The following is a 26,662-nucleotide window of genomic DNA, read 5'->3' as shown; positions in this document are numbered from 1 at the left end:
TGGATACGTGAGCGAAACAGCCTTGCCAAAAGAAGATCAAGACCAGCCAGCGATCGTTGCGCCGGTTGAAAACCCGGTTCCGATGGCGCCGCGTCGCAGCAACGGGCTGGCCATTGTCGCGTTGTTGTTGGGGGCTGCCGGCGTGGCCGTGGGTGGCTGGGGTGTGTGGCAGGTGCGTCATCTGCAAGCCAATAACCAGCAGCAGTCCTCCCAGGTCCAGGCGCTCAATGATCAGGCCCAGACCCTCAAGCTCAATGAACAACGCTTGAGTGAACGGCTGGCGCAGTTGCCGCCGGCCGAAGAGCTGGAGGAGCGGCGGCGTCAGGTCGCCCAGTTGCAGGGCGACCAGCAACGCCTGAACCAGCGCCTGGAAACTGTGCTCGGTGCCAGCCGCAAGGACTGGCGCCTGGCTGAAGCCGAGCATCTGTTGCGCCTGGCCAGCCTGCGTCTTTCCGCCCTGCAAGACATCAGCAGTGCCCAGGCACTGGTCCAGGGCGCTGACGAAATCCTGCGTGAGCAGAACGATCCAGGCTCGTTCGCTGCCCGTGAGCAACTGGCCAAGTCCCTCGCGGCGTTGCGCAGCACCGAACAGCCGGATCGCACCGGGCTGTTCCTGCAACTGGGGGCCCTGCGTGATCAGGTGTTGCAACTCAGCGAGTTGGCACCCGAATACAAGGACCGTGGTGAATCCCTGCTGGGCCTGACCGCCGATGGCGATGGTGCCAGCCGATGGGCGCAGTGGTGGGATCAGATCTCGCGCTATATCCGCATCGATTTCAATGCTGACGAGAACGTCCGTCCACTTCTGGCCGGGCAGAGCTTGATGCAAGTACGCCTGGCGTTGAGTCTGGCGCTGGAGCAAGCACAATGGGCCGCCCTCAACGGTCAGGCAGCGGTCTACACCCAGGCACTGACCGAAGCGCGCGATGTGCTCAGGAACAACTTCAATCAGGACAATCCGCAAAGCAAAGTCATGCTCGAGCGAGTGTCTGAGCTGAGCAAGCAACCGGTCACGGTGGTCACGCCAGACCTGACGGGCACCCTGAGCAGCGTCCAGGCTTACCTCGAACGCCGCAACCTGAATGTCGAAGAGTCGGTCAAGCCACTGCCCAAATCGGGTGAGCAGGGAGGCGCGCCATGAAACGTCTCTACGTGATTCTGTTCGTGGTCATCGCTGCCGCCGCGTTGCTGGGCGTGGCGATTGCCGAGCATTCGGGTTACGTGCTGGTGGCGTACAAGAACTTTCGTTACGAAGCCGGCCTGTGGGTCACCCTGGCGCTGGTGGCGGTGCTCTGGCTGCTGTGGCGAGGTGTGAGCGCCTTGATCGGGCTGGTGACCACCTCTGGCGGCGTGGTCAACCCATGGTCGCGGCGCAACCGCAGTCGTCGTGTGCAAGTGGCAATCGAGCATGGTCAACTGGACCTGGCCGAAGGTCGCTGGGCCAGCGCCCAACGGCACTTGCATCGCGCCGCTGAAGCCGAGCGTCAACCATTGCTGTATTACCTCGGCGCGGCCCGTGCGGCCAATGAGCAAGGTCTTTACGAGCAGAGCGACAGTTTGCTGGAACGTGCCCTGGAGCGTCAGCCCCAGGCAGAACTGGCCATTGCGCTGACTCACGCACAACTGCAGACGGACCGTGGCGACACCGACGGCGCATTGAGCACGTTGCAGGCCATGCATGAACGCCATCCCCATAACGCCCAGACCCTGCGTCAGTTGCAGCGCCTGCATCAGCAGCGCGGCGACTGGTCGGCGGTGATTCGGCTGTTGCCGGAACTGCGCAAGGACAAAGTCCTGCCAGCCAGTGAACTGACTGAACTTGAGCGCCGGGCGTGGGGCGAAAATCTCACACTGGCGGCCCATCGTGAAGAAGACGGTAGCGTCGGCTTGCAGTCGCTCAATCGTGCCTGGCAACAACTGACCTCGGCGCAGCGTCAGGAGCCAGCGCTGGTACTGGCCTATGCCGAGCAACTGCGGCAGCTAGGGGCCCAGGTCGAGGCTGAAGAGGTGCTGCGAGCCGCGCTCAAGCGTCACTACGACAGTCACCTGGCGCGCCTGTACGGGTTGGTCCGCGGCAATGATCCGAGTCGACAATTGCAGACGGCCGAAAGCTGGCTCAAGGATCATCCGGCCGATCCGAGCTTGCTGCTGACCCTGGGGCGCCTGTGCCTGCAGAACAGTTTGTGGGGCAAGGCGCGCGATTATCTGGAGAGCAGTTTGCGGGTCCAGCGCAACCCCGAAGCTTGTGCCGAACTGGCGCGGCTGCTGGCACAACTGGGCGATGCCGAGCGCAGCAATCAGTTGTTCCAGGAAGGCTTGGGGCTATTGGACGAGCGTCTTCTCGCCGCGCCTTTGCCGGTCCCGGCTCAGGTCTTGTCCACTTGAGATGGGTATGAGTCGTTCTTGAAAATGGAATGAATCATTGTGGCGAGGGCACTCGCCACAAGGTCCACCCCCTGTTCCCAGTTCAGACAGGTGCCGCCCTTGAGCCAGCGGTTGCGAATACCGGTCCGGTTTAGGGGCTTTGGCAATGCCGTCAGTAAAGTCCTACAGCTGACTGCGCGCAATCCCCTCGTGCCTGTCGGGAATTCCCTACACCCTTGGTGAAGTGTCTGCCCAGGCCCGCCTTGAAAGGCCCGAGGGCTTTCCTCTACCGTAACTGCTTGTCTCTTTTGTTACGGAACCGCCATGCCTTTGGCCAGCTCACGCTTCTTGTTTCTCATGGCTTCCATCGCCGCAGCCCTGGCTTTGGGCATCGCCAGCTATCTGGAATATGCAGTCGGACTGACACCTTGCAGCCTGTGTGTTTTGCAGCGGTTGTGTCTGCTGCTGTTTCTGGTGAATAGCCTCGTGGCCTGCGTACACGGCCCGGGCCAAAGAGGCAGCATTGGCTACGGGGTGATGGGGTTGGTTTTCGCGTCGGGGGGCATGACCCTGGCATGGCGCCAGGTTCTGGTGCAGAGCGCATCTTTCGAGTCGCTACCTGATTGTATTGCGCAGCAGCAGAGGGCGGATTCCTGGTGGTGTGCCGTGCATCGCGTCCTCGACGGTGCGGTGGACTGCGCGAACATCACTTGGACGTTGTTCGACCTGAGCATCCCTGAGTGGAGCCTGTTGTTTTTTCTTGCGGTGTCCAGTGCGATGACCTATCTGCTGCTGCGCCTTGTCTGGAATGCTCTGGTACGACCGCTCAGCGGCGATACGTCGCAGCTGGTCCGGGCCTTGGATTAAACACTTGTATGAACTTTATCTCCTGCGTACCTTGAAGCGGTTGTCGTGCGGGCATAATCTGGCCCGCACGTGTTATTGGAATTGTGCCGCTCGATCATGTTGTGTCTGGCTTGTTCCTGATCATTTCAGGCGTATGCAGGCTGCGAGGGGCATGACTCACAAGGGAAGAAATCACCATGCTCGAAAGTTGTCAGAATGCTCAGGAACGCTGGGGTGGGGTGCATCTGCTGATCGACCGCTGGTTGCAGGAGCGTCGCGAGCTGATTCGGGCCTATGATGCCCTCGGCGACAAGCCTGAAGCGCTGGGCGAAAGCCGCAAGCCGTTGCAGGAATTTTGCGGCGTGCTGGTCGACTATGTGTCTGCCGGCCATTTCGAGATCTACGAACAACTGACGGGCGAGGCCAAGGCCTTCAACGACAAGCGTGGCCTGGAGCTCGCCGAGCAGATCTACCCGCGCATCGACGTCATTACCGAAAAGCTGCTGGCGTTCAACGACCTTTGTGATGAAGGCAAGTGCGTCGCGGAAAAATTCAAAGAGCTGGGCGGCTTGCTGCACGAGCGTTTCGAACTGGAAGACTGCCTGATCGAAGTGCTGCACAACGCTCACAAGGAAGAGGCTGCGGTCCAGGCCTGAGGGGCTCGCGGTAATAAAAAACGGTGCGCATTTGCGCACCGTTTTTCGTTTGGGGCCGCGTCAGGTCGTCGCACCCAGCAACTCGATTTCAAACACCAGTGGCGTGAAGGGCGGGATCACATCCCCAGCACCTTCGGCGCCATAAGCCAGGGTCGAAGGAATCACCAGTCGCCACTTCGCGCCGACCGGCATTTGCGGCAACGCGCTGCGCCAACCGTCAATCACACTGTCGAGGCTGAACCACTGCGCCTGGCGGTTGGAATCGAATACGGTGCCGTCTGGCAACCGACCGATATACAGCACCTGGACCTTGCCGTGCGGACCGGCCTTGGCGCCGTGGCCCGGCTTGAGCTCGGTCAGCAGGATGCCGTCTGCCAGTTGCTGGACGCCGGGTCGGTTTTTTTCCTCGTTGAGAAATCTCTGTTCCGTCTTCAATGCGACTTCGACCTGCGGTGTCGTCGACTGCGCCGTCAATTGCGCCTGATGCGCGGCCAGGATCTGTTCGATGCGCTCGTCCTTCAGGGCCAGCGGCTTGCCCAGATAGGCCTGCTGCAGGCCTTCGACCAAGGCTTGGATCTGCAGGTCGGGCATGTCCTGGCGCAGGCGTTCACCCAAGCTCGCGCCCAGGCTATAAGCCAGATCGTGGGCATCGTTTGCATTGGTTTTTTCAACAGCCTGGGCCATGGAGCAAACCATGCACAGGCATAAAAAAAGGTGACGCGACATGTGTGCTCTCCGGCCTCGAATCGAGGAATTATGCCAGTGCCGATCTCTATAAAGGTGGATTGACGGGGCACTGGCGCAGAAGATTTTTCGTCTCTTGCAACGCAACGTCTTATGTAGTGTCAACATGCCCTAGCGGCGGTTGTAGCAGAGGTCTAGTATGAGCCGCACTTACGTCAGTCAGGAGGTAAACCATGTCGGCCACCAAGAAGCCTGTAAACACTCCGTTGCACTTGCTCCAACAACTTTCGGGCAGCTTGCTCGAACATTTGGAAAACGCCTGCTCCCAAGCCCTGGCTGATGCTGAAAAACTGCTCGCCAAGCTGGAAAAACAACGCGGCAAAGCACAGGAAAAACTGCACAAGTCGCGCACTAAACTGCAAGACGCAGCCACCGCTGGCAAGGCCAAGGCACAAGCCAAGGCCAAAGATGTCGTGAAAGAACTCGAAGACCTGCTCGATGCCTTGAAGGATCGTCAGTCCGAAACCCGCACCTATATTCTGCAACTCAAGCGTGATGCCCAGGAAAGCCTGAAGCTGGCCCAAGGCGTTGGTCGCGTGCAGGAAGCTGCGGGCAAGGCGCTGACGCTTCGTGCTGCCAAGCCTGCTGCTGTATCGGCCAAGAAACCGGCTGCTAAACCTGTCGCGGCAAAAGCACCGGCCAAAGCGGCGGCTAAACCAGCCGTGAAAGCGCCGGCCAAAGCAGCGGCTAAACCTGCTGCCAAGTCGGTCGCTGCCAGCGCTGCCAAACCAGCGGCAAAAAAACCAGCCGTCAAAGCTGCCGCCAAGCCAGCGGTAAAAACGGCCGCCGCTAAGCCGGTTGCTGCCAAGCCTGCTGTGAAAGCTGTCGCCAAGCCTGTCGCTAAAACCGCCGCTGCCAAACCCGCAGTTGCGAAAACCGCCGCGGCCAAACCTGCGGCTAAAGCGGCTGCAAAACCTGCCGCCAAACCCGCTGCGGCGAAGCCAGCTGCCAAGCCTGCGGCAACCAAAACTGCTGCTGCCAAACCAGCTGCTGCCAAGCCGGCTGTGAAAGCGGCGACCAAACCAGCTGCTGCCAAGCCTGCTGTGAAAGCAGCGGCCAAACCAGCTGCTGCCAAAGCTGCAGCTAAACCCGCGGCCAAACCAGCTGCGGCAAAACCTGCCGCCAAGCCAGCTGCCGTGAAGCCGGCCGCTGCAAAACCTGCAGCCAAGCCGGCTGCAAAACCTGCCGTGAAAAAGCCAGCGGCCGCAAAACCTTCGACTGCGCCAGCCGCCAAGCCTTCGACTCCGGCGCCGACCGCGACACCTGCTCCAACCGCCAGCACTTCGGCTCCGGCGACCAGTCCATCCGCCTCCGCTGTGTCGAGCACCAGCACCCCAACCAGCGCTTCCTAAGTGCCGGACACCGCGACGCGCAGCTGATGCAGCGCGTCGCGGTTCACTGGTTCGGCACTCGCCGCCAGCCCTTGCAGCCATTGCGCTGAACCTGTCTGTTGTTCTCCAGGCCAATTCTCGGTCGTCGCCTGCAAGCGCTCCAGCAAGCGCTGTTCGGCGTCCAACTCCAGTTTCTTGACCTGCTCGCGCAAGCTATGCAGTGCTGTGTCTTGAAGGGCACGGGCTTTCCATTGGCTACGAAGCGTGCGCAACGGCTTTACCACCTCTGTATCCCAAGGCTCCGCCAGTTGTCGAAGCTGTTGCAGCCTCTGTTCATTGCAGGCCACGCCACGCTGTTCCAGCCACAGGCCGCAAAGCAACAGGCAGACATTGGCACCAGCCTTCTGTAGCACCAGGCAGGCCGGCTCCACGCCGGGCTTGGCATAGAGGTCGAGGGAAAAGCTCCACAGGTCAGGGGACATCGTGCTACTCGCGCCAGTTGTGAGCGAAGCTGGTAGACTCCGCCGCCATTATGATCCGACTTCAGAACCTGACTTTACAGCGTGGCCCGCAACGTCTGCTAGAAGACGCCGAGCTGACCCTGCACGCCGGCCACAAAGCTGGCCTCATCGGTGCCAACGGCGCTGGCAAATCGAGCCTGTTCGCCCTGCTACGGGGCGAACTGCACCCGGACTCGGGCGATTGCTTGCTGCCGGCCGATTGGCGTATCGCCCACATGCGCCAGGAGGTCGACACCCTCGAGCGCCTGGCCGTGGACTACGTGCTCGACGGCGACCTACGCCTGCGCCAGGTTCAACGCGACCTGGCCGCCGCCGAAGCGGCCCACGACGGTGCCGCCCAAGCCCGTCTGCATTCGGAGCTCGACAGCGCCGACGGTTACACCGCCGATGCCCGCGCGCGCAAATTGCTCGCTGGCCTGGGTTTTACCAATGAACAGATGGACCGTCAGGTCGGGGATTTCTCCGGTGGCTGGCGGATGCGCCTGAACCTGGCGCAGGCGTTGATGTGCCCCTCGGATTTACTGCTGCTCGATGAACCGACCAACCACTTGGACCTCGACGCCATCATCTGGCTCGAAGACTGGCTCAAGAGCTACCCCGGCACATTGTTGCTGATATCCCACGACCGTGACTTCCTCGACGCCGTGGTCGATCACGTAGCCCATGTCGATCAACGCAAGCTGACCTTGTACCGTGGTGGCTACAGCGCCTTCGAACGCGCTCGTGCCGAACGCCTGGCCCAGCAACAGCAGGCCTACGAGAAGCAGCAGGCGCAGCGTGCGCACATGGAAAGCTACATCGCCCGCTTCAAGGCCCAGGCCACCAAGGCCCGCCAGGCCCAGAGCCGGATCAAGGCGCTGGAGCGGATGGAGGAGCTGTCTGCGGCCCATGTCGATTCGCCGTTTGATTTTGTCTTCCGCGAATCGACCAAGATTTCCAGCCCGCTGATCGACCTGTCCGATGCGCGCCTGGGTTATGGCGACAAGACCGTGCTGGAGAAGGTCAAGCTGCAACTGACCCCCGGTGCGCGGATCGGCCTGCTCGGCCCCAACGGTGCCGGTAAGTCGACCCTGATCAAAAACCTCTCCGGTGAACTCGAGCCTCTGGCCGGGCGCCTGACCCGGGGCGAGAACACCGTGGTCGGCTACTTCGCCCAGCATCAACTCGACTCCCTGGATTCCAAGGCCAGCCCGCTGTTGCATCTGCAACGCCTGGCGCCGACCGAGCGCGAGCAGGTCCTGCGCGATTTCCTCGGTGGTTTCGACTTCCGTGGCGCGCGCATCGACGAACCGGTGCTGAATTTCTCCGGCGGCGAAAAGGCGCGCCTGGCGCTGGCGTTGATTGCCTGGGGCCGGCCGAACCTGTTGCTGCTCGACGAACCGACCAACCACCTCGACCTGGAAATGCGCCTGGCCCTGACGATGGCCTTGCAGGAATTCAGCGGGGCAGTGCTGGTGGTGTCCCACGATCGGCATTTGCTCAAGAGCACCACGGACAATTTCTTCCTGGTGGCCGACGGCAAGGTCGAAGAGTTCGACGGCGACCTGGAAGACTACGCACGCTGGCTGGTGGAGTATCGCCAGCGCAACGCCCCTGTCAGCACCACGCCCGTCAACCCGGACAAGACCGACAAGAAAGCCCAGCGCCAAGCCGCAGCGGCGTTGCGTCAGCAGTTGGCACCGCACAAGCGCGAGGCCGATAAGCTCGAAGTCGAACTGGGCAAGCTGCATGAAAAATTGCAGAAAATCGAAACCAGCCTTGGCGACAGCGGTCTGTACGAGGCAGCGCGCAAGGACGAGTTGCGCGATCTGTTGGCCGAGCAGGCCAGGCTGAAGGTTCGGGAAGCGGAGCTTGAGGAGGCGTGGATGCAAGCCTTGGAGTTGCTGGAAAACCTGCAAGCGGAGCTGGAGGCATTGTCCTGATGGAAGCGTTGGCGTTGCCTGTCCCTGTCATGTGGATCGAGCCGATCTGGCTCGGTGTGCAAATCCTGCTGATTCTGTTGGCCGGTTATGTCGCGCAACGGGTCGTGGCACGGACTCTTACAGGCCTGGGTGAGCGTTACCCGTTCCCACCCCAGTTGGTCATTATCCTGCGGGGCATACTGCGCTGGTTGATCATGGGCAGCGCGGTGCTGGTGGTGCTCGAACGCCTCGGTGTCTCGGCCACGGTGCTGTGGACTGCGCTGTCGGGTTTCGTCGCGGTGGCCGCGGTGGCGTTCTTTGCCATTTGGAGCGTGTTGTCGAACCTGTTGTGCGCCGTCTTGATCTACACCGTCGGCCCGTTTCGCCTGGGGGATGTGGTCGAGCTGGTGGACACTACTGACAAGCCCGGCATCAAGGGGCGCGTGGTGGCGATCAACCTGTTGTACACCACGTTGATCGAACCCGAGGAGCTCGGCACTGGCAGCGCCATGGTACAGGTGCCCAACAGTCTGTTCTTCCAGCGCTCGGTGCGGCGCTGGCGTGGTAGCGAGGCCTTTCCGGTCGGCGGCTTCGTCGAATAAGCAGGCCTTGGCCGATGGGCTGTCTTTGCAAAATAGCGGTAGTCAACTGCGCGGCGGCGCATTAGCTTAGTCGTTTCGACGAATCTGAGCCGAGGTGTGCAATGGTGCTGGAAACATGGCTGGCGTTTTTTGCCGCATGTTGGGTGATCAGTCTTTCCCCAGGCGCCGGTGCTATTGCATCGATGTCCAGTGGCTTGCGCTACGGTTTTTGGCGCGGTTACTGGAATGCCCTGGGCCTGCAGCTGGGCCTGGCGTTGCAAATCGTGATTGTCGCCGCCGGTGTTGGCGCGATCCTCACCGCATCGGCTACCGCGTTCTATGCGATCAAATGGTTTGGTGTGGCCTATCTGGTTTACCTGGGTATCAAACAGTGGCGAGCCATCCCCGGCGATATCAGTGATGAGGCCGTCGTGCGGCCTATCGGCAATCCGTTGGCACTGGTGTTTCGCGGCTTGCTGGTCAACATCAGCAACCCCAAGGCTCTGGTGTTCATGTTGGCGGTGCTGCCGCAGTTCATCGATCCCCATGCACCCTTGGTCAAGCAATACCTGATCCTGGGCGTGACCATGATCTGCGTCGACCTCATCGTCATGGCCGGGTACACCGGGCTGGCGTCCAAAGTCCTGCGCCTGCTGCGTACCCCGCAACAGCAACGGCGGATGAACCGTACTTTTGCGGGCCTGTTCATCGGTGCGGCAGGTTTTCTGGCGACGATTCGCAGGGCTGCGGTGTAAAAACCGACTTTCACACAACACCTGTGGTGAGGGAGCACGCTCCCTCGCCAAAGGCTTCCAGGCATCTACCCAGTGATGTGACTCAGCGCAGGATCACCGGCGCGCTATCGCGCGGCAGATTGTTGCGCTGTGCTGGCTCGCGGGGTTGTTCGTAGCTCGGGCCGCCGAGTTGCTCGCTCAGTTGCTGCGCTACGTCCTCACCCAAGGCCTTGGACACATCGCGCACGACCCGTGGCCGGTTGAGGCTGATGTGCGCGTCACGGTGGTTCAACAGCTTGGTGTCCTGGCCTTCGCCCATGGCGGTGAAGGCCGAGGTGATTTCGTAGGTTTTGGTGTTGATCAGGCTGAAGTCCGCCACCAGGGTCAGCGCCAGCACTGCCGAGTAGCTGTCGGTGTTGGCCAGTTCGTTGATATCGCGGGTGAAATCGATGTCCGACACCGTGCCAAACAGCACGTAATCGGCACCCTTGAACTGCCCAGCCTTGATGCGCTTGATCACGTCATAGACATCGCCCTTGGACGACGCAGTGTGCGGGGTGCCCTGCACCAGCTGGAACATTCCGCTGCGCAGGATCTCGCCCTTGATGTCACCGGTGAACTTGCGCAGCTCGCCTTGCTCGATGTAGCTGCTGGTGGCTTCCATTTCGTCGTAGCTCGACGAGGCGCTGGCGCTGTACGTGTTCGCCTGGAAGTTGCTCTGGGCGGAAACGGTGTGGATGTATTCCTCCACTCGTTCCTGGTACGCCAGGTCCGTCACCGCGACTTTTGGGGCCGCCTGGGCGCCGAACGCGCAGGCCAGGGCCATGATGCCGATCCATGTGCGCATGGTTTAACGCTCCGTGGTCTTGCGGATTTCTTTCTCGTCCATCCACTCGGCCAGACCGCTTTCGACGTCGACCAACTGCAGGCTGAATTTGTAGAAGACGTCCTTGTAGTCGCTGCTGCGCTTGACGATCGAGCTGATAGAGCCCTCGATGCGGTATTTGGCCGCGATCATGTTACCGGTCTTGGCCACAGTGCTTTTCTTGTACAGGCCGCTCTGGTTCTGCAGCTTGAGCTGGTCGACCTGGCTGTCCATGGCGTTGTTGTCGCTGGCAAAACGCGCCGCACCGGTTTTCATCAGTTGGGTCTTGATGCTGGTGGTGATTTCGCGGGTGTCGATGTACTCGCTGGTCTTGTTCTTCACGTCATAGACCTGGACCACCGGGCGGCCCTGCAAAACGCCGGACTGGGCCAGGGAGCGGGTCATGGATTCGGCGATCATCTGCAGGTCGGTGGAGCCGAATTCGTTGGTCACGGTTTCCACAGCCTTGGTGTCGCCGTAGCTGATGTTCTTGTTGCCCAGGACCGGGGAGTTGTTGGCGCAGCCGCTGACCAGCAGGACGGCGAAGGCGATGGAGGAAATGCGTACAAACATGTAGGGGCTCTCGAAAGCTGAAAAAGGGATAACGCGTCACTCAGGTACTTTCTGTGGCAGCGAGCTTGCTCGCGATAGCCGTGTGTCAGTCACATCATGGCTGGTTGATCCAGCGCTATCGCGAGCACGTTCGCTCCCACAGTTTTTTGCGTCTCAAGGCGTGTTGATTTCCAACCGGAAGTCCACGGCCTTGGGTGTCGGCGCAATGGCCGGCAGGAAGCTGGTTTGTTCGCCGTACATCGTCAGGCTTTTCCAGGTTTCTTCCTCGGCGATCGGAAAACCTTCCGGCCCCAGCCAGGCAAAGCGGTAATACATCGTCTTGTTGTTGTAGCTGGTGTTACTCAACTGGACATTGACGGTCATGTAGCCGTTTTCCCGGGCTACGCGCATGGCGCCGACCACGATGTTTTTTGTCTTGCCCATCGCCACGACCTTACTGGCGGCACTGCCCGGCTCCGGTGGCGGTGGGGTGGCGCAACCGGCCAGCAAGGCCAGGGCGCCGACGGCGATCAGTTTTAAACGCATGTGAACAAGACTCCGTTCTTAAGGTTGCTTGAGGGCAATGGCGGTCGGGTTGGCGCTGGGCATCACTTGGGCGGCCAGGCCACCGGCGAACACCTGGTTACCCACCGCCCGCAGGCTGATGACCTGGTAACGCTGGTCGACGGTGACCTTGACCACCGAGCCGCCTATGGCGCTTGGCAAGGTCACCTGGTGCTCGCCTTTTTTCAGGCGCAGGCGTACCACCTGGGTGTAGTCCGGCAGGGTGCGCCAGGTCCGGGTGTCGGCGCCTTCGAGCACGGCCGAGGTGAGGCCCACAGCCAGGCCGGCCAGGGGGTTGGTGTCGTTGATCTGCTTTTGTGCCACGCCGCGGCTGATGGCGCGCACGGTGGTGCGCAGGATGATGCCTGGCATATCGTCGCGCAGGGCCCGACGGGACATGGCGGTGGTGCTGTTGAGCTGGGTCAGGTCCATCTGGCGGCCGTCGACGCCGATCTGGGCGAAGGTGGCGGTGGAGGTGTCAGGCTTGATCAGCGGGAACGACAAGGGCGTGATGACCAGGTTGCCGCTGATGGGCAAGGGCAGGGGAATGCGGATCGAGTCCCGCGACGGCGCCAGGCCACTCTGGACCACGATCAGGATGTCGCTGTCTTCGTTCTTGGCGGCAGGCTTGTCGAGGTTGAGCAGCGCCTGTTCCAGCAATGGTGTGTTCGGGCGCAGTTCGGCGGCCTTGCGATAGCCCGGCGCGGCCAGGTCCTTTTCGCCGAGGGCTTCGTAGACGAAACCGGCCAGGTAATGGCTGAACGCGCTCTGGTAACTGTTTTTGAGGCTGACCACTTCCGGGGCGTCGAGGCTGGCCACCGGGTAGCCCTTGAGGTCTTTGTACTCGGTCTTGACCCCTTGCTTCTCGGCGTCTTCTTCGCGCTTGAGGTATTCCTTGTCCCGCAGGTCGGCGATCACCGCTTCGCGTTCGTGGGTTTTCTTGATCTGGGTCCGCGCACCGTCGAAGTCGTTCACCGCCAGCAGGTTCAGGGCCATCTGCGTGGTCAGCATGACCTTTTCGTAGTCGTAGCCTTCGTAGCGGCGGACTTTATCGTTGACCAGGAAACTGCCGAACTGGGCCAGGTACTTGGCGGTGTCGAGCTTGACCGCGTCTTCCCACTGGCCGACCTGTTGGTCCGCGCTGGTCCAGGCCTTCTGGCTGCCGGACAGATCGCCCTTGGCACGCAGCAGCTCACCTTTCTCGAAGAAGTACAGGAGGTCTTTGTCCTGGTTGCTGTTGTTCTTTTCCAGCAGGGTCAACGCTGCGTCGACGTTGCCGGAAGCCAGCTGCTGGTTGGTCTGGGCCAATTCGCTGTCGTAGTTGCGAAAGGCCGAACAGCCGGACAGCAAGGTGATCGCACCGAGGGCGAGCGAAAAAGCGGCACGGGATGCCATGACTACATCTTCCCTGAGGTATCAGCCGGGGTGTGCGGGTCGGGCTGGGGCGATCCCACGGACAGGCATCGGAACGCTGTCAGTTCCTCATAAGAAGAGGAGCTTTTATGCCATCTGACAATAAGAAGGCGGCGCGATTATAAACAGGGCCCGGGGTTATGTAATGGCTTTTCAATGTCGAAGTGCCTTTTTTGTGACATCACCTCCAAAGCATGAAAATCCGATGAAAATGTACCGTCAACACACATCGCCTCTTGAGCCAAAGTCATTGGAAGTGAACAATGTGTTACTTCTTATTACCAACTGAGAGTCATTCATGACTGCCCCGTTTCGTATTCTGGCGTGGCTTGCACTGCCATTGCTGGCGTTGTGCAGCGCTCCGTTGCTGGCCGACACCGTTGAAGGCGCCCCCCAGGCGTTGCATTTGCTCGATTACATTGGTGCCGATTACCCGGTAACGGTCGAAGCGGGCAAGGTCGTCGATGAGTCGGAATACCGCGAGCAGCTGGAATTCACCCAGGCAGTGGAAGGCTTGATCGCCGGGCTGCCGGCCAAGCCGGAAAAGGCTGAGCTGACGCAAGGCATCAGTGCCTTGCGCAGCGCGATCACCCAGCGTCAGGACGGCGGTGATGTTGCCCGCCTGGCCCGACAGCTTGGGGCCAGGTTGGCGGTGGCTTATGAAGTGAGCCAGGCGCCGGTCATCACCCCCGACCCTACACGCGGTGCGCCGTTGTACGCCCAGCATTGTTCGGTGTGCCACGGGGACAGTGGTGCTGGCGACGGGCCTGCCGGCGTCGGCCTGGAGCCGCCGCCGGCCAACCTGCGCGACGGTCAGCGCCTGGATCGCTTGAGTCTCTACGCGATCTACAACACCCTCGGCATGGGCGTCGAAGGCACCGACATGCCGGCCTTCGCCGATCAGCTCGACGATCGTCAGCGCTGGGACCTGGCGACCTACATCGCCAGCTTCAGCGCCGACCCGGCCGCTGCGAAAAGTGAGCAGATCTACAATCTTGCAGACCTTGCGCGGCAGACGCCGGCCGAAGTCCTCGCTGCGCAAGGTCCAGCTGCCGCGGCCACTTTCCGTGCCCAGCGTGCCCAGCCGCCGCAAGTGCAACGCGGCCCGGCACAGTTGCTTGATTACACCGCCGCCACCCTGGATAAAAGCATCGCGGCGTATCGTGCCGGTGACCACGACCAGGCCTACGACCTGTCGGTAGCGGCTTACCTGGAAGGCTTTGAGCTGGTGGAAAGCTCGCTGGATAACGTCGATGCCAACGTGCGCAAGGACACCGAAAAGTCCCTCATGGCCTACCGACAATCCTTGCAGGATGGCTTGCCGGTCGAGCAGGCCGAACAGCGCCTGGACGCGGCCAAGGCTAAGTTGAAAGAGTCCGCCGGCCTGCTGGGCGGCGACGGCTTGAGCTGGTCGCTGAGCTACATCTCAGGGTTGTTGATTCTGCTGCGCGAAGGGTTGGAAGCGATCCTGGTGCTGGCGGCGATCCTGGCGTTCCTGCGCAATACTGGCCAGCAGTCGGCGGTTCGCAGCGTCAACGTTGGGTGGGGGTTGGCGCTGTTGGCCGGCCTGGCGACCTGGGGGCTGGCCGCGTATGTGATCGACGTCAGCGGTGCCCAGCGCGAATTGCTCGAAGGTGCGACGGCGTTGTTTGCCAGTGTGATGGTGTTGTGGCTGGGGGTGTGGATGCACGACCGGCGACATGCGGCGGCCTGGCAGGATTACATCAAGAGCAGCCTGGTGGGCGGTGGCGGGCGTTTCGGTTTTGCGATCCTGGCGTTCTTCTCGGTCTATCGCGAACTGTTCGAAGTGATCCTGTTCTATGAAACCCTGTGGCTGCAGGCGGGCCCTGCCGGGCATAACGCGGTACTGGCTGGCGGCGCGACGGCGTTGGTACTGCTGGTCGGGTTGGCCTGGGTGATTCTGCGCGGCTCGGCAAAACTACCGCTGGCATTGTTCTTCAGCATCAATGCCGCGTTGCTATGCGCACTGTCGGTGGTATTCGCCGGTCATGGTGTGAAGGCACTGCAGGAAGCCGGGATCTTCGGCACCCGTCCGGTGGCGTTCTTCGATTTCGACTGGTTGGGTATTCATGCCGATGCCTATTCGCTGAGCGCCCAAGTGGTGGCGATCCTGGCGATCGTGGTGCTGTATGGGCGCAGTTGGGTGGTCGAGAAGCGTAGAGTTCAGGTTTCCTGAGAAAAGCATTCGCTGCGCTCATTATCGCGAGCAGGCTCGCTCCCACAGGATGTAGGCTGTCTTTGTGGGAGCGAGCTTGCTCGCGAAGCTTTTAAAGAGGAACAATCCCAATGCGCGTATGGATCGACGCCGACGCCTGCCCGAAGGCCGCGAAGGATCTGGTGGTCAAGTTCGCCCTCAAGCGCCAGTTCGAGGTGGTGCTGGTGGCCGGTCAGCCGCAGATCAAGCCTGGCCTGGCCTGCGTGAAGCTGATCGTGGTACCCAGCGGCCCTGATGCGGCGGACGATTACCTGGTGGAGCATGCGGTACCTGGCGAGCTGGTCATTTGCAGTGACGTGCCCCTGGCTGACCGGCTGGTGAAGAACGGCGTCGCGGCCCTCGACCCGCGGGGCAAGGAGTTCGATGCCCAGAACATGGGCGATCGGCTGGCGGTGCGCAACCTGTTCACCGATTTGCGTGAGCAGGGCCACATGGGTGGCGGCCCGGCGGCGTACAGCGAGCGGGACAAACAGGGGTTTGCCAATGCCTTGGACCGGATACTGACGCGGTTGGCCCGAATCTCCTGAGTCTTGCCCGATCCCCTGTGGGAGCGAGCTTGCTCGCGATAGCGGTGTGTCAGCCAATGCCTATGCCACTGAACTGACGTCATCGCGAGCAAGCTCGCTCCCGCAGCGGTGGGTCAGGCGTCGTTCTCGTGCGTCAGTTCCAACACCCGGTCCACCAGCTTGTTGATGCCCGAGGCCGCTTCGCTGATGTTCCGCGCCAGCATGTAGGCCGGGGTGCTGACCAGTTTGCGGGCGGTGTCTTCGACGATGTCGGTAACGGCACAGTCCTCGTGAGTGCCGCCCATCTTGACCACGGCGGCAGCGGTGTCGGCGTCGTTGCCGATGGTGCAGACCACGCCGGGGCCATAGATTTTCGCTGCCAGGGCCGGGGAGATGCAGATCAGCCCCACCGGTTTGCCCGCTTCGGCAAAGGCCTCGGCCAGTGCCAGGACTTGCGGCTGGACGCTGCAAGCGGCGCCCTCGACAGCAAAGTTGGAGAGATTTTTCGCCGAGCCGAAACCACCCGGTACGATCAACGCATCGAAGTCTTCGGCCTTGGCGTCACGCAAGTCTTTCACGTTGCCCCGGGCGATTCGTGCCGACTCCACCAACACGTTGCGGCTCTCGGGCATTTCTTCGCCGGTCAGGTGATTGATCACATGCAGTTGGGCAATGTTGGGGGCGAAACACTGCACCTGTGCCCCGCGCTGGTCGAGACGCAGCAAGGTGATCACGCTTTCGTGGATCTCGGCGCCGTCATACACGCCACAGCCGGAAAGGATCACTGCAATTTTTTTGCTCATGGGTTTTTCTCCAGATTCATGGCGTTAAATGTCCACTAATTTGTCACTCGTTGCCATAGGGTTCTCCAGCAGCTACACCTAATCTGCCGGTTACCTCCAAGCTCGGATTGCGTCATGAATTTCATTCTGTATGCCGTGCCGTTCTTCTTCGTGCTGATTGCCGTCGAGCTGCTGGCTGATCGCTGGCGTGGCGTGAGTCACTACCGTGTGGCGGACGCGATCAACAGCCTGAGCACTGGTGTGCTGTCGACCACCACCGGCCTGCTGACCAAGGGCGTGGGGTTGGTGACCTACGCCTTCGCCCTCGACCACTTGGCCGTGATTGATCTGCCCGCCGACCGGGCCTGGACCTGGGTGTTCGCGTTTGTGTTCTACGACTTTTGCTACTACTGGCTGCACCGCATGGGCCATGAACGCAACATCCTCTGGGCCGCCCATTCGGTGCATCACCAGAGCGAGGACTACAACCTTTCCACCGCGTTGCGCCAGACCAGTACGGGGTTTGTGCTGAGCTGGATTTTCTACCTTCCATTGGCCGTGCTCGGCGTACCGCTGGTGGTGTTCGTCAGCGTTGCGGCGCTGAATCTGCTGTACCAGTTCTGGGTCCACACCCAGCACATTCCCAAGCTCGGCTGGCTGGAGTGGTGCTTCGTTACGCCGTCCAATCATCGTGCTCACCATGCACAGAACCCTCTCTACATGGATCGCAACTACGGCGGGGTGTTCATTATTTGGGACCGTCTGTTTGGCACCTTCCAGGAAGAAGACGATAGCGAGCCGGTGATTTTTGGCGTGACCACGCCGCTGGCCAGCTGGAATCCGTTGTGGGCGAACCTGCAGTTTTATGCACAGCTGTGGGCGGATGCCCGGCGGGCCGAGCGCAGGTGGGACAAGCTGAGGATCTGGTTCATGCCCACCGGATGGCGGCCAGCGGATGTGGCCGCCAGGTTCCCGCTGAACAAGCCGGACTTGAGTCAGTTCCGCAAGTTCGACGTGCCGCTGGACGGGCATCAGCAGTGGTACGTGGCCTTGCAGTTCTGCGTCTACATCGCGCTGGGCAGCTACTTGATGAACCTGGAGAACAGCTTGCCAGTCGCTGCCCTGGCGCTCGGCTGGGGGGCGGTGGCCTTGGGCTTGTTCGTGCTGGGCGTGGCCCTGGAGAATCGCCCGTGGGCACTCAGGCTGGAGCTGTTGCGGTTGGTCTCGAACCTGCCGCTGGTGTGGCTGGCGCCGCTGGTCGGCTTATGGCCGGCAGGCCCTGTGGCCTGGGTCGGGCTGCTCAGCTACAGCTTGCTCAGCGGCATTGGCCTGTATTACTGCCGCCACCGGTTTACTCGGTGGGCGTCGTAGATTCGCCGGACCTGGCTTGTTCCAGCCGCTCGGCTTCAAGGACCTTGCGGGCCAGCCGAGCGTTCTTGATGCGCCGCCGTAGCCACAGGCACAGGCCCAGCAGCAACAGGGCGCCGAGTACCCACAGCTCATATTTCTTGATACTGCCAAGCATGCCTTCGAGCACCGCGCCGAAGTGGTACGCGGCAGCGGCCAACGCCGTGGCCCAGATCGCCGCGCCGATGCCGTTGAGCAGCAGGTAGCGGCCCGGCGGGTAGCCTGACAGGCCGATGGCCACCGGCATCACCGTGCGCAGGCCATAGACGAAGCGAAAGCTCAGGACCCAGATGTCCGGATGCTTGCGAATGTGTTCCAGCGCGCGATCACCCATCAATTGCCAGCGCGGCTTGCGCGCCAGCAGCTTGCGTCCATGCTTGCGGCCCAGGAAATACCACAGCTGATCGCCCGCGTAGCTGCCGCAGAATGCCACGACCACGACCAGGTTGATGTCCATGTAGCCACGGAACGCCAGGAAACCTGCGAGCACGAGGATGGTTTCGCCTTCGAAGAACGTGCCGATAAACAGGGCAAAGTAGCCGAAGTCATGCAGAAATTGTTGGAGCATTGTCTGGGTGCTGGCGAAATGAACGCGCAGCCTAACCCTTCAGGCACATTCAGGAAAGTATCGAAATGTGTCTCGACGTGAACAATTCCTACAATGACAATAACTGCGACGACAGGACGCAGGTGCACATATCTGTCATCTGTTGGTCATAATGGCCGCTTATAACTGTCACGCTCGCCCGTCAGCGCGGGCTCAGGAGTCTGCCGTGAGCTTTACCCCCGCCAATCGTCTGTTCCCTGCTACCCGCCTGCGTCGCAATCGCCGTGATGAGTTCTCTCGTCGGCTGGTGCGTGAAAACGTGCTGACCACCAACGACCTGATCCTGCCGGTGTTTGTGCTGGACGGTGAAAACCGTCGTGAAGCGGTGGCGTCGATGCCGGGGGTGGAACGCCTGACCATCGATCTGTTACTGGAAGAAGCCGCCCACTGGGTCGAGCTGGGCATTCCGGCGCTGGCGCTGTTCCCGGTGACGCCGCCGGCCCTCAAGTCGCTGGACGCTGCCGAAGCCTGGAACCCGCAGGGCATTGCCCAGCGGGCCACGCGTGCCTTGCGCGAGCGCTTCCCGGAGCTGGGGGTAATCACCGATGTGGCGCTGGACCCGTTCACCACCCATGGGCAGGACGGCATCCTTGATGAAGAGGGCTATGTGCAGAACGACATCACCGTCGATGCACTGGTCAAGCAAGCGCTGTCCCACGCCGAGGCCGGTGCCCAGGTAGTGGCGCCGTCGGACATGATGGACGGCCGCATCCAGGCGATCCGCGAAGCCCTCGAGGTGGCCGGTCACGTCAATGTGCGGATCATGGCCTATTCGGCCAAGTACGCCAGCGCCTATTACGGTCCGTTCCGCGATGCGGTCGGCTCGGCCCTGAACCTGGGCAAGGCCAACAAGGCCTCTTATCAAATGGACCCGGCCAACAGCCACGAAGCCTTGCACGAAGTCGCGGCGGACTTGTCAGAAGGCGCAGATATGGTCATGGTCAAGCCGGGCATGCCTTACCTCGACATTCTTTACCGGGTCAAAGACGAGTTCAAAGTACCGACCTTTGTTTATCAGGTCAGCGGCGAGTACGCCATGCACATGGCCGCGATCCAGAACGGCTGGTTGAGCGAAGGCGTAATCCTCGAGTCCTTGACCGCTTTTAAACGTGCAGGAGCTGATGGCATCCTGACTTACTTTGCCGTGCGTGCCGCTCAATTGTTACGAGAGCAGAAATAGCCTCCCAGGAACTTGCGATGAATACCGAAGGACTCTCTGAAGTTGCTGTAAAAGACGCTCAGCCCGTGGTCGAGCAAATTGCCGAGACACCGCCGGAAATGGAGCCTGCTCCACCGGCCGTCATCGAGCCTGCCCCGGCCCCGGCGATTGTCGTTCCCAACCTGGATGACAGCAGCCTGTACATCCATCGCGAGCTGTCGCAACTGCAGTTCAATATCCGCGTGCTGGAACAGGCGCTGGATGAGTCCTACCCGCTGCTGGAACGGTTGAAGTTCCTGCTGATCTTTTCCAGCAACCTGGATGAGTTCTTCGAAATCCGCGTCGCCGGCCTGAAAAAGCAGATCACCTTCGCCCGTGAACAAGCCGGTGCCGACGGTTTGCAGCCGCACCAGGCCCTGGCGCGCATCAGTGAACTGGTCCACGGCCACGTTGACCGTCAGTACGCGATCCTCAACGACATCCTGTTGCCGGAGCTGGAAAAGCACCAGGTTCGCTTCATTCGTCGCCGCTACTGGACCACCAAGCTCAAGACCTGGGTGCGCCGCTATTTCCGCGACGAGATCGCGCCGATCATCACGCCGATCGGCCTCGACCCGACGCACCCGTTCCCGTTGCTGGTCAACAAAAGCCTGAACTTCATCGTCGAGTTGGAAGGTATCGACGCCTTTGGTCGCGATTCCGGTCTGGCGATCATTCCCGCGCCACGCCTGCTGCCACGTATCATCCGTGTACCGGAAGACGTTGGCGGTCCCGGCGACAATTATGTGTTCCTGTCGTCGATGATCCATGCCCACGCCGATGACCTGTTCCAGGGCATGAAGGTAAAGGGTTGCTACCAGTTCCGCCTGACCCGTAACGCCGACCTGTCGGTGGACACCGAGGACGTCGAAGACCTGGCCCGCGCCCTGCGCGGCGAGCTGTTCTCCCGTCGCTACGGCGATGCGGTGCGCCTGGAGGTGGCCGATACCTGTCCGAAACACCTGTCCGATTACCTGCTCAAGCAATTCAACCTGCATGAGACCGAGCTGTATCAGGTCAACGGCCCGGTCAACCTGACCCGGCTGTTCAGCATCACCGGCCTGGACAGTCATCCGGAACTGCAATATTTGCCGTTCACGCCACAGATCCCGAAACTGCTACAGAACAGTGAGAACATTTTCAGTGTGATCAGCAAGCAGGACATCCTGCTGTTGCACCCGTTCGAGTCGTTCACGCCGGTGGTCGACCTGTTGCGCCAGGCAGCCAAGGACCCTCACGTATTGGCGGTGCGCCAGACCCTGTATCGCAGCGGCGCCAACTCGGAGATCGTCGACGCCCTGGTGGACGCGGCGCGAAACGGCAAGGAAGTCACCGCGGTGATCGAATTGCGGGCGCGCTTCGATGAAGAGTCCAACCTGCAACTGGCCAGCCGTCTGCAAGCGGCCGGTGCGGTGGTGATCTACGGCGTGGTCGGTTTCAAGACCCACGCCAAGATGATGCTCATCCTGCGGCGCGAAGCTGGTGAGATCGTGCGTTACGCCCACTTGGGCACCGGCAACTATCACGCGGCCAACGCCCGCCTGTACACCGACTACAGCCTGCTGACCTCTGACGATGCTTTGTGCGAAGACGTCGGCAAGCTGTTCAGCCAGTTGATCGGCATGGGCAAGACCCTGCGCATGAAGAAACTGCTGCATGCGCCATTTACCCTGAAAAAGGGCATGCTCGACATGATTGCCCGGGAAACCCAGTTCGCCCTGGAAGGCAAGCCGGCGCACATCATTGCCAAATTCAACTCGCTGACCGATCCGAAAATCATCCGTGCGTTGTACAAGGCCAGCCAGTCGGGCGTGCGCATCGACCTGGTGGTGCGTGGCATGTGCTGCCTGCGGCCGGGCATTCCGGGGGTTTCCCATAACATCCATGTGCGCTCGATCATCGGGCGTTTCCTGGAACATACCCGGGTGTTCTACTTCCTCAACGGCGGCGAGGAACAGATGTTCCTGTCCAGTGCCGACTGGATGGAGCGCAACCTCGACAAGCGGGTCGAGACCTGCTTCCCGGTGGAAGGCAAGAAGCTGATCCTGCGGGTCAAGAAAGAGCTGGAAAGCTACCTCACCGACAACACCCACAGCTGGAGCCTGCAATCGGATGGCCGTTACATCCGCAACACGCCGACCGGCAACCAGAACCCGCGCAGCGCCCAGGCGACCTTGCTGGAGCGCTTGAGCAGCCCGGTGTTGGCGGTTCGTTGAGCGATTGGGCGGGAGCTGAACTCAGGCCTTGTGGCGAGGGAGGTTGCTGTGGCGAGGGGGCTTATCCCCTCGCCACAGAAGGTTTCAGGATTCAGTGAATATTCAGCACAATCCCAACCCGGGTTAGCCAGTCGGCTTCCTGGGCGAAGTCGGCCTGGGTCAGTTGGTTCTCTTCCAGCCAACCTTCGGGAAACAGCACATCCAGCTGATCGCCATTGGCGTGCAGGACCACCTGGGGCATTTCCTGGGTGCCGCGGATGTGGTGGAACAGGATCGCAAAGCGCAGCAGCACGCACAGGCGAATCAGTTTGATGCCGTCATCGCCGAACTCGGCAAATTTATCCTTGGGAATATTGCGTCGGTGACCGCGCACCAATAGCGCGAGCATCTGCTGGTCTTCCCGGGAGAAGCCCGCCAGGTCCGAGTGCTCGATCAGGTAGGCGCCATGCTTGTGGTAGTGATAGTGGGCGATGTCCAGGCCCACTTCATGCACCTTGGCGGCCCAGCCCAGCAATTCGCGCCAGACACCGTCGTTCAGATCCCAATCATCGGCCACCTGGTCGAAGGCATGCAGCGCCTTGCGCTCGACTCGTGCCGCCTGTTCCTGATCGACGTGATAACGCTCCATGAGCGAGCCCAGGGTGCGTTCACGGACGTCTTCGTGGTGATGACGCCCCAGTAGGTCATACAGCACGCCTTCGCGCAGGGCGCCCTCGCAGTGGTCCATGCGCTGCAATTCGAGAGCGTCGAAAATCGCTTCCAGAATCGCCAGGCCCGCCGGGAAAATCGCCCGGCGGTCAGGCTTGATGCCTTCAAAGTCGATCTTGTCCGCATCGCCGAGCTTGAACACCCGGCGCTTGAGCCAAGCCAGACCCTCGGCATTGACTTCGCCACTGCCATGCCCGCCAGCCTTGAGCGCCAGGCCAATGGCGCGAATGGTGCCTGAGGAGCCGATGGCTTCATCCCAGGTCAGGCGATGGAGGGCGTGTTCGATACTCATGATTTCCAGGCGCGCCGCCGTATAGGCTTGGGCGTAGCGAGCCGGGGTGATCTTGCCGTCGCGGAAATAGCGCTGGGTGTAGCTGACGCAGCCCATCTGCAGGCTTTCGCGCAGCAGCGGCTCGAAACGCTGGCCAATGATGAACTCGGTACTGCCGCCGCCGATGTCCGCCACCAGGCGTTTGCCCGGGGTGTCGGCCAGGGTGTGGGACACGCCGAGGTAGATCAGGCGGGCCTCTTCACGGCCGGAGATGACTTCCACCGGGTGGCCGAGGATCTCTTCGGCACGGCGGATGAATTCGCCGCGGTTGCGCGCCTCGCGCAGGGCGTTGGTGCCCACGATCCGCACCGCGCCCAGGGGCATGCCGTTGATCAGTTGGGCGAACCGCTTGAGACAATCGAGCCCGCGCTGGATGGATTCTTCACTCAACTGGCGTTCTTCGTCGATACCGGCGGCCAGTTGGACCTTCTCGCCGAGCCGCTCAAGAATGCGGATTTCCCCGTTCTGGGCCTTGGCGACGACCATGTGGAAGCTATTGGAGCCCAGGTCTATGGCAGCAATCAGGGACAGATTCTTGGCTTGGGATGGCGGCATGGTCAAAAAGTCTCGGTCGATAACTTCGACATCCTGCCACGATCAACCGGTTACGCCAACGCAAAGGCGACCGCTTCGCGGTCAATCGCGAGCAAGCTCGCCCCCACAGGTGAACGAACCGCATGTGGAATGCGGTCAGGGTGGGAGCGAGCCTGCTCGCGATGAGTCCGGAAGCGGCACCGCAGAACCTCAGGCCGCAGGCTCGATTGTCCCAATGAAATTCGCCAGCTCGGCCGTCTGCGGCTCGGCGAACAAGACCTTGGGGTCGCCGACTTCATGCACCTTGCCCTGGTGCATGAACACCAGCTTGTCGCCGACTTCCCGGGCGAAACGCATTTCATGGGTGACCATGATCAGGGTCATGCCTTCCTTGGCCAGTTGCCGCACCACGCTGAGCACTTCATTGACCAGTTCCGGGTCCAGGGCCGAAGTGATTTCGTCGCACAGCAGCACTTTCGGCGACATCGCCAAGGCCCGGGCAATCGCTACCCGTTGCTGCTGGCCACCGGACAAACGGTCCGGGAAGGCATCGAACTTCTCGCCGAGGCCGACCCGTTCCAACATCTGCCGCGCCAGTTCGGCCGCCTTGGCCTTGGGGACCTTCTGTACAACCTGCGGCGCGAGCATCACGTTCTCGCCGACGGTCAGGTGCGGGAACAGGTTGAACTGTTGGAACACCATCCCGACTTTCTGCCGCAGGCTGCGCAGGTCGGCACGGGCGGCGTCGAGGTATTCGCCGTCCACCTCGATCACGCCGTCGTTGATCGACTCCAGGCCATTGAGGGTGCGCAGCAAAGTGGATTTGCCCGAGCCGCTGCGGCCGATGATCGCCACCACCTGGCCTTCCTCGACGGTCAGGTCGATGCCTTTGAGCACGTGGTGATCGCCGTAGTATTTATGCAGGGCGGAAATTCTAAGCAGAGGCATGCAGTCTCCTTTCCAGGTAGCGCGCACTGAGGGACAAGGGGTAGCAGAGCAGGAAGTAACCGAGGGCCACCAGGCCATACACCATGAACGGCTCGAACGTGGCGTTGGCGAGCATGCCGCCGGTCTTGGTCAGTTCGGTAAAACCAATGATCGAGGTCACTGCTGTGCCTTTGACCACCTGTACCGAAAAGCCCACGGTCGGCGCCACGGCGATGCGCAGGGCTTGGGGCAGGATCACGTAGCGCAACTGTTCCAGTGGGTTGAGGGCCAGGCTCGAAGAGGCTTCCCACTGGCCGTTGGGGATCGCTTCGACGCAACCGCGCCAGATCTCCGCCAGATAGGCACTGGTAAACAGCGTCAAGGCAATCGCCGCCGCCATCCACGGCGAAATCTCCACCCCGGCCAGGGCCACGCCGAAGAACACCAGGAACAACTGCATCAACAGCGGCGTGCCTTGGAACAGTTCAATGTAGGTGCGGGCGACGTTGCGGGGCAGGGCGTTTTTGGAAATGCGCAAGACCATGACCAGCAGGCCGATCAGCCCGCCGCCGATAAACGCTACCAACGACAAGGCCAGGGTCCATTGCAAGCCCGTGAGCAGGTTGCGCACCACGTCCCAGAAAGTGAAATCGCTCATTGGCTGCTCCTGGCAATGTAGCGGCGACCCACCCAGTTCAGGAACTGGCGGATCAACAGGGCCATGCACAAATAGATCAGCGTGGTCAGTGCATAGGTTTCAAAGGCGCGGAAGTTGCGCGATTGAATGAAGTTGGCAGCGAAGCTCAATTCTTCGGTGGCGATCTGCGAACAGACCGCCGAGCCGAGCATCACGATGATGATCTGGCTGCTCAGGGCCGGCCAGACCTTGCCCAGTGCCGGCAGCAGTACCACGTGGCGAAAGGCTTCGAAGCGGCTCATCGCCAGCGCTGCGGCGGCTTCCAGTTGCCCGCGCGGGATGGCCTGGATGCCGGCGCGAATGATCTCGGTGGAGTAGGCACCGAGGTTGATCACCATCGCCAGCACCGCCGCTTGCCATTCGGAGATCTGCAGGCCCAGGGACGGCAAGCCGAAGAAGATGAAAAACAGTTGCACCAGGAATGGCGTGTTGCGGATCAGCTCCACGTACACGCCGAAGATCGCCGCGAACGGACGAATGTTCCACGCCCGCACCACGGCCCCGACGATGCCCAGGCTGACCCCGAGCAGCGCGCCGATGGCCGTCAGTTCCAGGGTGAACAAGGCACCGCGCAACAGCAGCTCGGTGTTTTGTACCACCGGCAGAAAATCGAACTGATATGCCATGCTCAGCCTCTCAAGCGACGGTCAGAGGTCGGCCGGCAGTGGCTGTTTGAGCCAAGTCTGGGAATTTTTCTCCAGGCTGCCGTCGGACTTGGCGGTGGCGAGGATCTGGTTGACCTTGTCCAGCAACGCCGGCTCGTTCTTGTTCACGCCCACATACACGGGCGAGTCCTTGAGTTTCACCTTCAGCGCCGGGACACGCTTGGGGTTGCGTTCGCTGATGGCGACCATCACCACGTTGCCGCTGGCAATCAGGTCGACCTGGCCGGCCAGGTAGGCGGCGATGGTCGAATTGTTGTCTTCGAAGCGCTTGATGGTGACGCCTTCGGGGGCGACCTTGGTCAGCTCGATGTCTTCGATGGCGCCACGGGTGACGCTGATGGTCTTGCCCTTGAGATCATCCAGGCCGTTGATGGCTGCGTCGGGTGGGCCGAACACTGCCAGGTAGAACGGCGCGTAGGCGCTGGAAAAGTCGATGACTTTTTCCCGCTCCGGGTTCTTGCCCAGGCTGGAAATCACCAGGTCCACCTTGCCGGTGGTCAGGAACGGGATGCGGTTGGTGCTGTTGACCGGGGTCAGTTCGAGCTTGACCTTGAGCTGGTCGGCCAGCAGTTTCGCAGTGTCGATGTCCAGGCCGCGGGGTTTCATGTCCGGGCCTACCGAGCCGAACGGAGGAAAGTCCTGGGGCACGGCGACCTTGAGCGTGCCACGCTTGACCACGTCTTCCAGGCCGTCGGCGTGGGCGGGTAGCTGGCAGAGCATCAGGCTGGCAAACAGGGCAGTGAGCAGGGCGCTGCAACGCTGAATCATGGCGAATC

Annotated in this window: 26 protein-coding genes; 13 read left to right on the top strand and 13 right to left on the bottom strand. The window is 61.3% G+C overall.

Going from position 1 to position 26,662, the window contains the following annotated elements; genetic code table 11:
- The first annotated feature begins 7 nt into the window (after positions 1-7).
- The 4 genes from J9870_RS29635 to rsd all read left to right on the top strand — a co-directional run bounded on the left by J9870_RS29635 (position 8) and on the right by rsd (position 3,866).
- Positions 8-1,141 carry a uroporphyrinogen-III C-methyltransferase gene (locus J9870_RS29635; protein WP_246883164.1) on the top strand — a complete coding sequence of 378 codons (1,134 nt, stop codon included), beginning with the start codon at positions 8-10 and terminating at the stop codon, positions 1,139-1,141.
- A complete protein-coding gene (locus J9870_RS28210; protein ID WP_210641977.1) occupies positions 1,138-2,385 on the top strand; it encodes a heme biosynthesis protein HemY in 1,248 nt (415 codons plus the stop codon). The genes J9870_RS29635 and J9870_RS28210 overlap by 4 nt, the downstream gene beginning before the upstream one ends.
- A gap of 303 nt (positions 2,386-2,688) precedes the next feature.
- Entirely contained in the window at positions 2,689-3,231 is a 543-nt protein-coding gene (locus J9870_RS28205) for a disulfide bond formation protein B (RefSeq protein ID WP_210641976.1), read from the top strand.
- Between the two features lie 176 nt (positions 3,232-3,407).
- Positions 3,408-3,866, top strand: a complete 459-nt coding sequence (gene rsd / locus J9870_RS28200) for a sigma D regulator (RefSeq protein ID WP_210641975.1) — start codon at positions 3,408-3,410, stop codon at positions 3,864-3,866.
- A gap of 60 nt (positions 3,867-3,926) precedes the next feature.
- On the opposite strand, the gene J9870_RS28195 is transcribed toward rsd, so the two are convergent.
- The gene (locus J9870_RS28195; protein WP_210641974.1) at positions 3,927-4,592 is read right to left on the bottom strand and encodes an FKBP-type peptidyl-prolyl cis-trans isomerase; all 666 of its coding nucleotides are present in this window, start codon (positions 4,590-4,592) and stop codon (positions 3,927-3,929) included.
- 191 nt (positions 4,593-4,783) lie between these two features.
- Between J9870_RS28195 and J9870_RS28190 the strand changes: the two genes are divergently transcribed.
- Positions 4,784-5,962: an AlgP family protein gene (locus tag J9870_RS28190; protein ID WP_210641973.1), complete on the top strand. Its 1,179-nt coding sequence runs from the start codon at positions 4,784-4,786 to the stop codon at positions 5,960-5,962.
- Here the strand turns inward: J9870_RS28190 and J9870_RS28185 are convergent.
- Entirely contained in the window at positions 5,959-6,423 is a 465-nt protein-coding gene (locus tag J9870_RS28185; RefSeq protein ID WP_210641972.1) for a TIGR02444 family protein, read from the bottom strand. The genes J9870_RS28190 and J9870_RS28185 overlap by 4 nt on opposite strands.
- A gap of 50 nt (positions 6,424-6,473) precedes the next feature.
- Here J9870_RS28185 and J9870_RS28180 point away from each other — a divergent pair, with 50 nt between their 5' ends.
- The 3 genes from J9870_RS28180 (at position 6,474) to rhtB (ending at position 9,699) form a co-directional block, all read left to right on the top strand.
- Complete coding sequence (locus J9870_RS28180) at positions 6,474-8,384, top strand: ATP-binding cassette domain-containing protein (protein WP_210641971.1); 1,911 nt, start codon at positions 6,474-6,476, stop codon at positions 8,382-8,384.
- Positions 8,384-8,965 (top strand): mechanosensitive ion channel family protein, encoded by a 582-nt coding sequence (locus J9870_RS28175; RefSeq protein WP_210641970.1) that lies wholly within the window; start codon positions 8,384-8,386, stop codon positions 8,963-8,965. Before J9870_RS28180 ends, J9870_RS28175 begins: the two co-directional genes overlap by 1 nt.
- A gap of 101 nt (positions 8,966-9,066) precedes the next feature.
- Entirely contained in the window at positions 9,067-9,699 is a 633-nt protein-coding gene (gene rhtB / locus J9870_RS28170; protein ID WP_210641969.1) for a homoserine/homoserine lactone efflux protein, read from the top strand.
- A gap of 82 nt (positions 9,700-9,781) precedes the next feature.
- On the opposite strand, the gene J9870_RS28165 is transcribed toward rhtB, so the two are convergent.
- The 4 genes from J9870_RS28165 to J9870_RS28150 form a co-directional block, all read right to left on the bottom strand.
- Entirely contained in the window at positions 9,782-10,525 is a 744-nt protein-coding gene (locus tag J9870_RS28165) for a penicillin-binding protein activator LpoB (protein ID WP_210641968.1), read from the bottom strand.
- 3 nt (positions 10,526-10,528) lie between these two features.
- The gene (gene lpoB / locus J9870_RS28160; RefSeq protein WP_210641967.1) at positions 10,529-11,116 is read right to left on the bottom strand and encodes a penicillin-binding protein activator LpoB; all 588 of its coding nucleotides are present in this window, start codon (positions 11,114-11,116) and stop codon (positions 10,529-10,531) included.
- 153 nt (positions 11,117-11,269) lie between these two features.
- On the bottom strand, positions 11,270-11,641 hold the full coding sequence (locus J9870_RS28155) for a YcfL family protein (protein ID WP_186706841.1): 372 nt from the start codon (positions 11,639-11,641) through the stop codon (positions 11,270-11,272).
- Positions 11,642-11,659: 18 nt separating this feature from the next.
- A complete protein-coding gene (locus J9870_RS28150; protein WP_210641966.1) occupies positions 11,660-13,054 on the bottom strand; it encodes a hypothetical protein in 1,395 nt (464 codons plus the stop codon).
- A 316-nt stretch (positions 13,055-13,370) separates the two neighbouring features.
- Here J9870_RS28150 and J9870_RS28145 point away from each other — a divergent pair, with 316 nt between their 5' ends.
- Together J9870_RS28145 and J9870_RS28140 are read left to right on the top strand one after the other, a co-directional pair.
- Positions 13,371-15,269: a cytochrome c/FTR1 family iron permease gene (locus J9870_RS28145; RefSeq protein WP_210641965.1), complete on the top strand. Its 1,899-nt coding sequence runs from the start codon at positions 13,371-13,373 to the stop codon at positions 15,267-15,269.
- Positions 15,270-15,379: 110 nt separating this feature from the next.
- Entirely contained in the window at positions 15,380-15,835 is a 456-nt protein-coding gene (locus J9870_RS28140) for a YaiI/YqxD family protein (RefSeq protein ID WP_210641964.1), read from the top strand.
- A 113-nt stretch (positions 15,836-15,948) separates the two neighbouring features.
- Here the strand turns inward: J9870_RS28140 and elbB are convergent, their stop codons facing one another.
- The gene (elbB, locus tag J9870_RS28135; protein WP_210641963.1) at positions 15,949-16,617 is read right to left on the bottom strand and encodes an isoprenoid biosynthesis glyoxalase ElbB; all 669 of its coding nucleotides are present in this window, start codon (positions 16,615-16,617) and stop codon (positions 15,949-15,951) included.
- Between the two features lie 114 nt (positions 16,618-16,731).
- Here elbB and J9870_RS28130 point away from each other — a divergent pair, with 114 nt between their 5' ends.
- A complete protein-coding gene (locus J9870_RS28130) occupies positions 16,732-17,967 on the top strand; it encodes a sterol desaturase family protein (RefSeq protein WP_210641962.1) in 1,236 nt (411 codons plus the stop codon).
- Here J9870_RS28130 and J9870_RS28125 read toward each other — a convergent pair.
- Positions 17,948-18,571, bottom strand: a complete 624-nt coding sequence (locus J9870_RS28125; RefSeq protein WP_210641961.1) for a DedA family protein — start codon at positions 18,569-18,571, stop codon at positions 17,948-17,950. The two genes, J9870_RS28130 and J9870_RS28125, sit on opposite strands and share 20 nt — an antisense overlap.
- Before the next feature lie 205 nt (positions 18,572-18,776).
- On the opposite strand from J9870_RS28125, the gene hemB reads away from it, so the two are divergent.
- Positions 18,777-19,790 (top strand): porphobilinogen synthase, encoded by a 1,014-nt coding sequence (hemB, locus tag J9870_RS28120; protein WP_210641960.1) that lies wholly within the window; start codon positions 18,777-18,779, stop codon positions 19,788-19,790.
- Positions 19,791-19,807: 17 nt separating this feature from the next.
- Positions 19,808-22,024: a polyphosphate kinase 1 gene (ppk1, locus tag J9870_RS28115; protein ID WP_210641959.1), complete on the top strand. Its 2,217-nt coding sequence runs from the start codon at positions 19,808-19,810 to the stop codon at positions 22,022-22,024.
- A gap of 91 nt (positions 22,025-22,115) precedes the next feature.
- Here the strand turns inward: ppk1 and ppx are convergent, their stop codons facing one another.
- From ppx to J9870_RS28090, 5 genes are all read right to left on the bottom strand, one after another.
- On the bottom strand, positions 22,116-23,618 hold the full coding sequence (gene ppx, locus J9870_RS28110) for an exopolyphosphatase (RefSeq protein WP_210641958.1): 1,503 nt from the start codon (positions 23,616-23,618) through the stop codon (positions 22,116-22,118).
- A 189-nt stretch (positions 23,619-23,807) separates the two neighbouring features.
- Positions 23,808-24,545, bottom strand: coding sequence for an amino acid ABC transporter ATP-binding protein (locus J9870_RS28105; RefSeq protein WP_210641957.1), 738 nt, complete (start codon positions 24,543-24,545; stop codon positions 23,808-23,810).
- A complete protein-coding gene (locus J9870_RS28100) occupies positions 24,532-25,182 on the bottom strand; it encodes an amino acid ABC transporter permease (RefSeq protein ID WP_135847708.1) in 651 nt (216 codons plus the stop codon). The genes J9870_RS28105 and J9870_RS28100 overlap by 14 nt, the downstream gene beginning before the upstream one ends.
- The gene (locus tag J9870_RS28095; RefSeq protein ID WP_210641956.1) at positions 25,179-25,847 is read right to left on the bottom strand and encodes an amino acid ABC transporter permease; all 669 of its coding nucleotides are present in this window, start codon (positions 25,845-25,847) and stop codon (positions 25,179-25,181) included. Before J9870_RS28095 ends, J9870_RS28100 begins: the two co-directional genes overlap by 4 nt.
- Before the next feature lie 21 nt (positions 25,848-25,868).
- Positions 25,869-26,654 carry a transporter substrate-binding domain-containing protein gene (locus tag J9870_RS28090; protein WP_109752597.1) on the bottom strand — a complete coding sequence of 262 codons (786 nt, stop codon included), beginning with the start codon at positions 26,652-26,654 and terminating at the stop codon, positions 25,869-25,871.
- Between the last annotated feature and the right edge of the window lie 8 nt (positions 26,655-26,662).

This window comes from Pseudomonas sp. Tri1 (assembly GCF_017968885.1).
GTDB lineage: Bacteria > Pseudomonadota > Gammaproteobacteria > Pseudomonadales > Pseudomonadaceae > Aquipseudomonas.
This window is presented reverse-complemented; position numbering and strand designations above follow the sequence as displayed.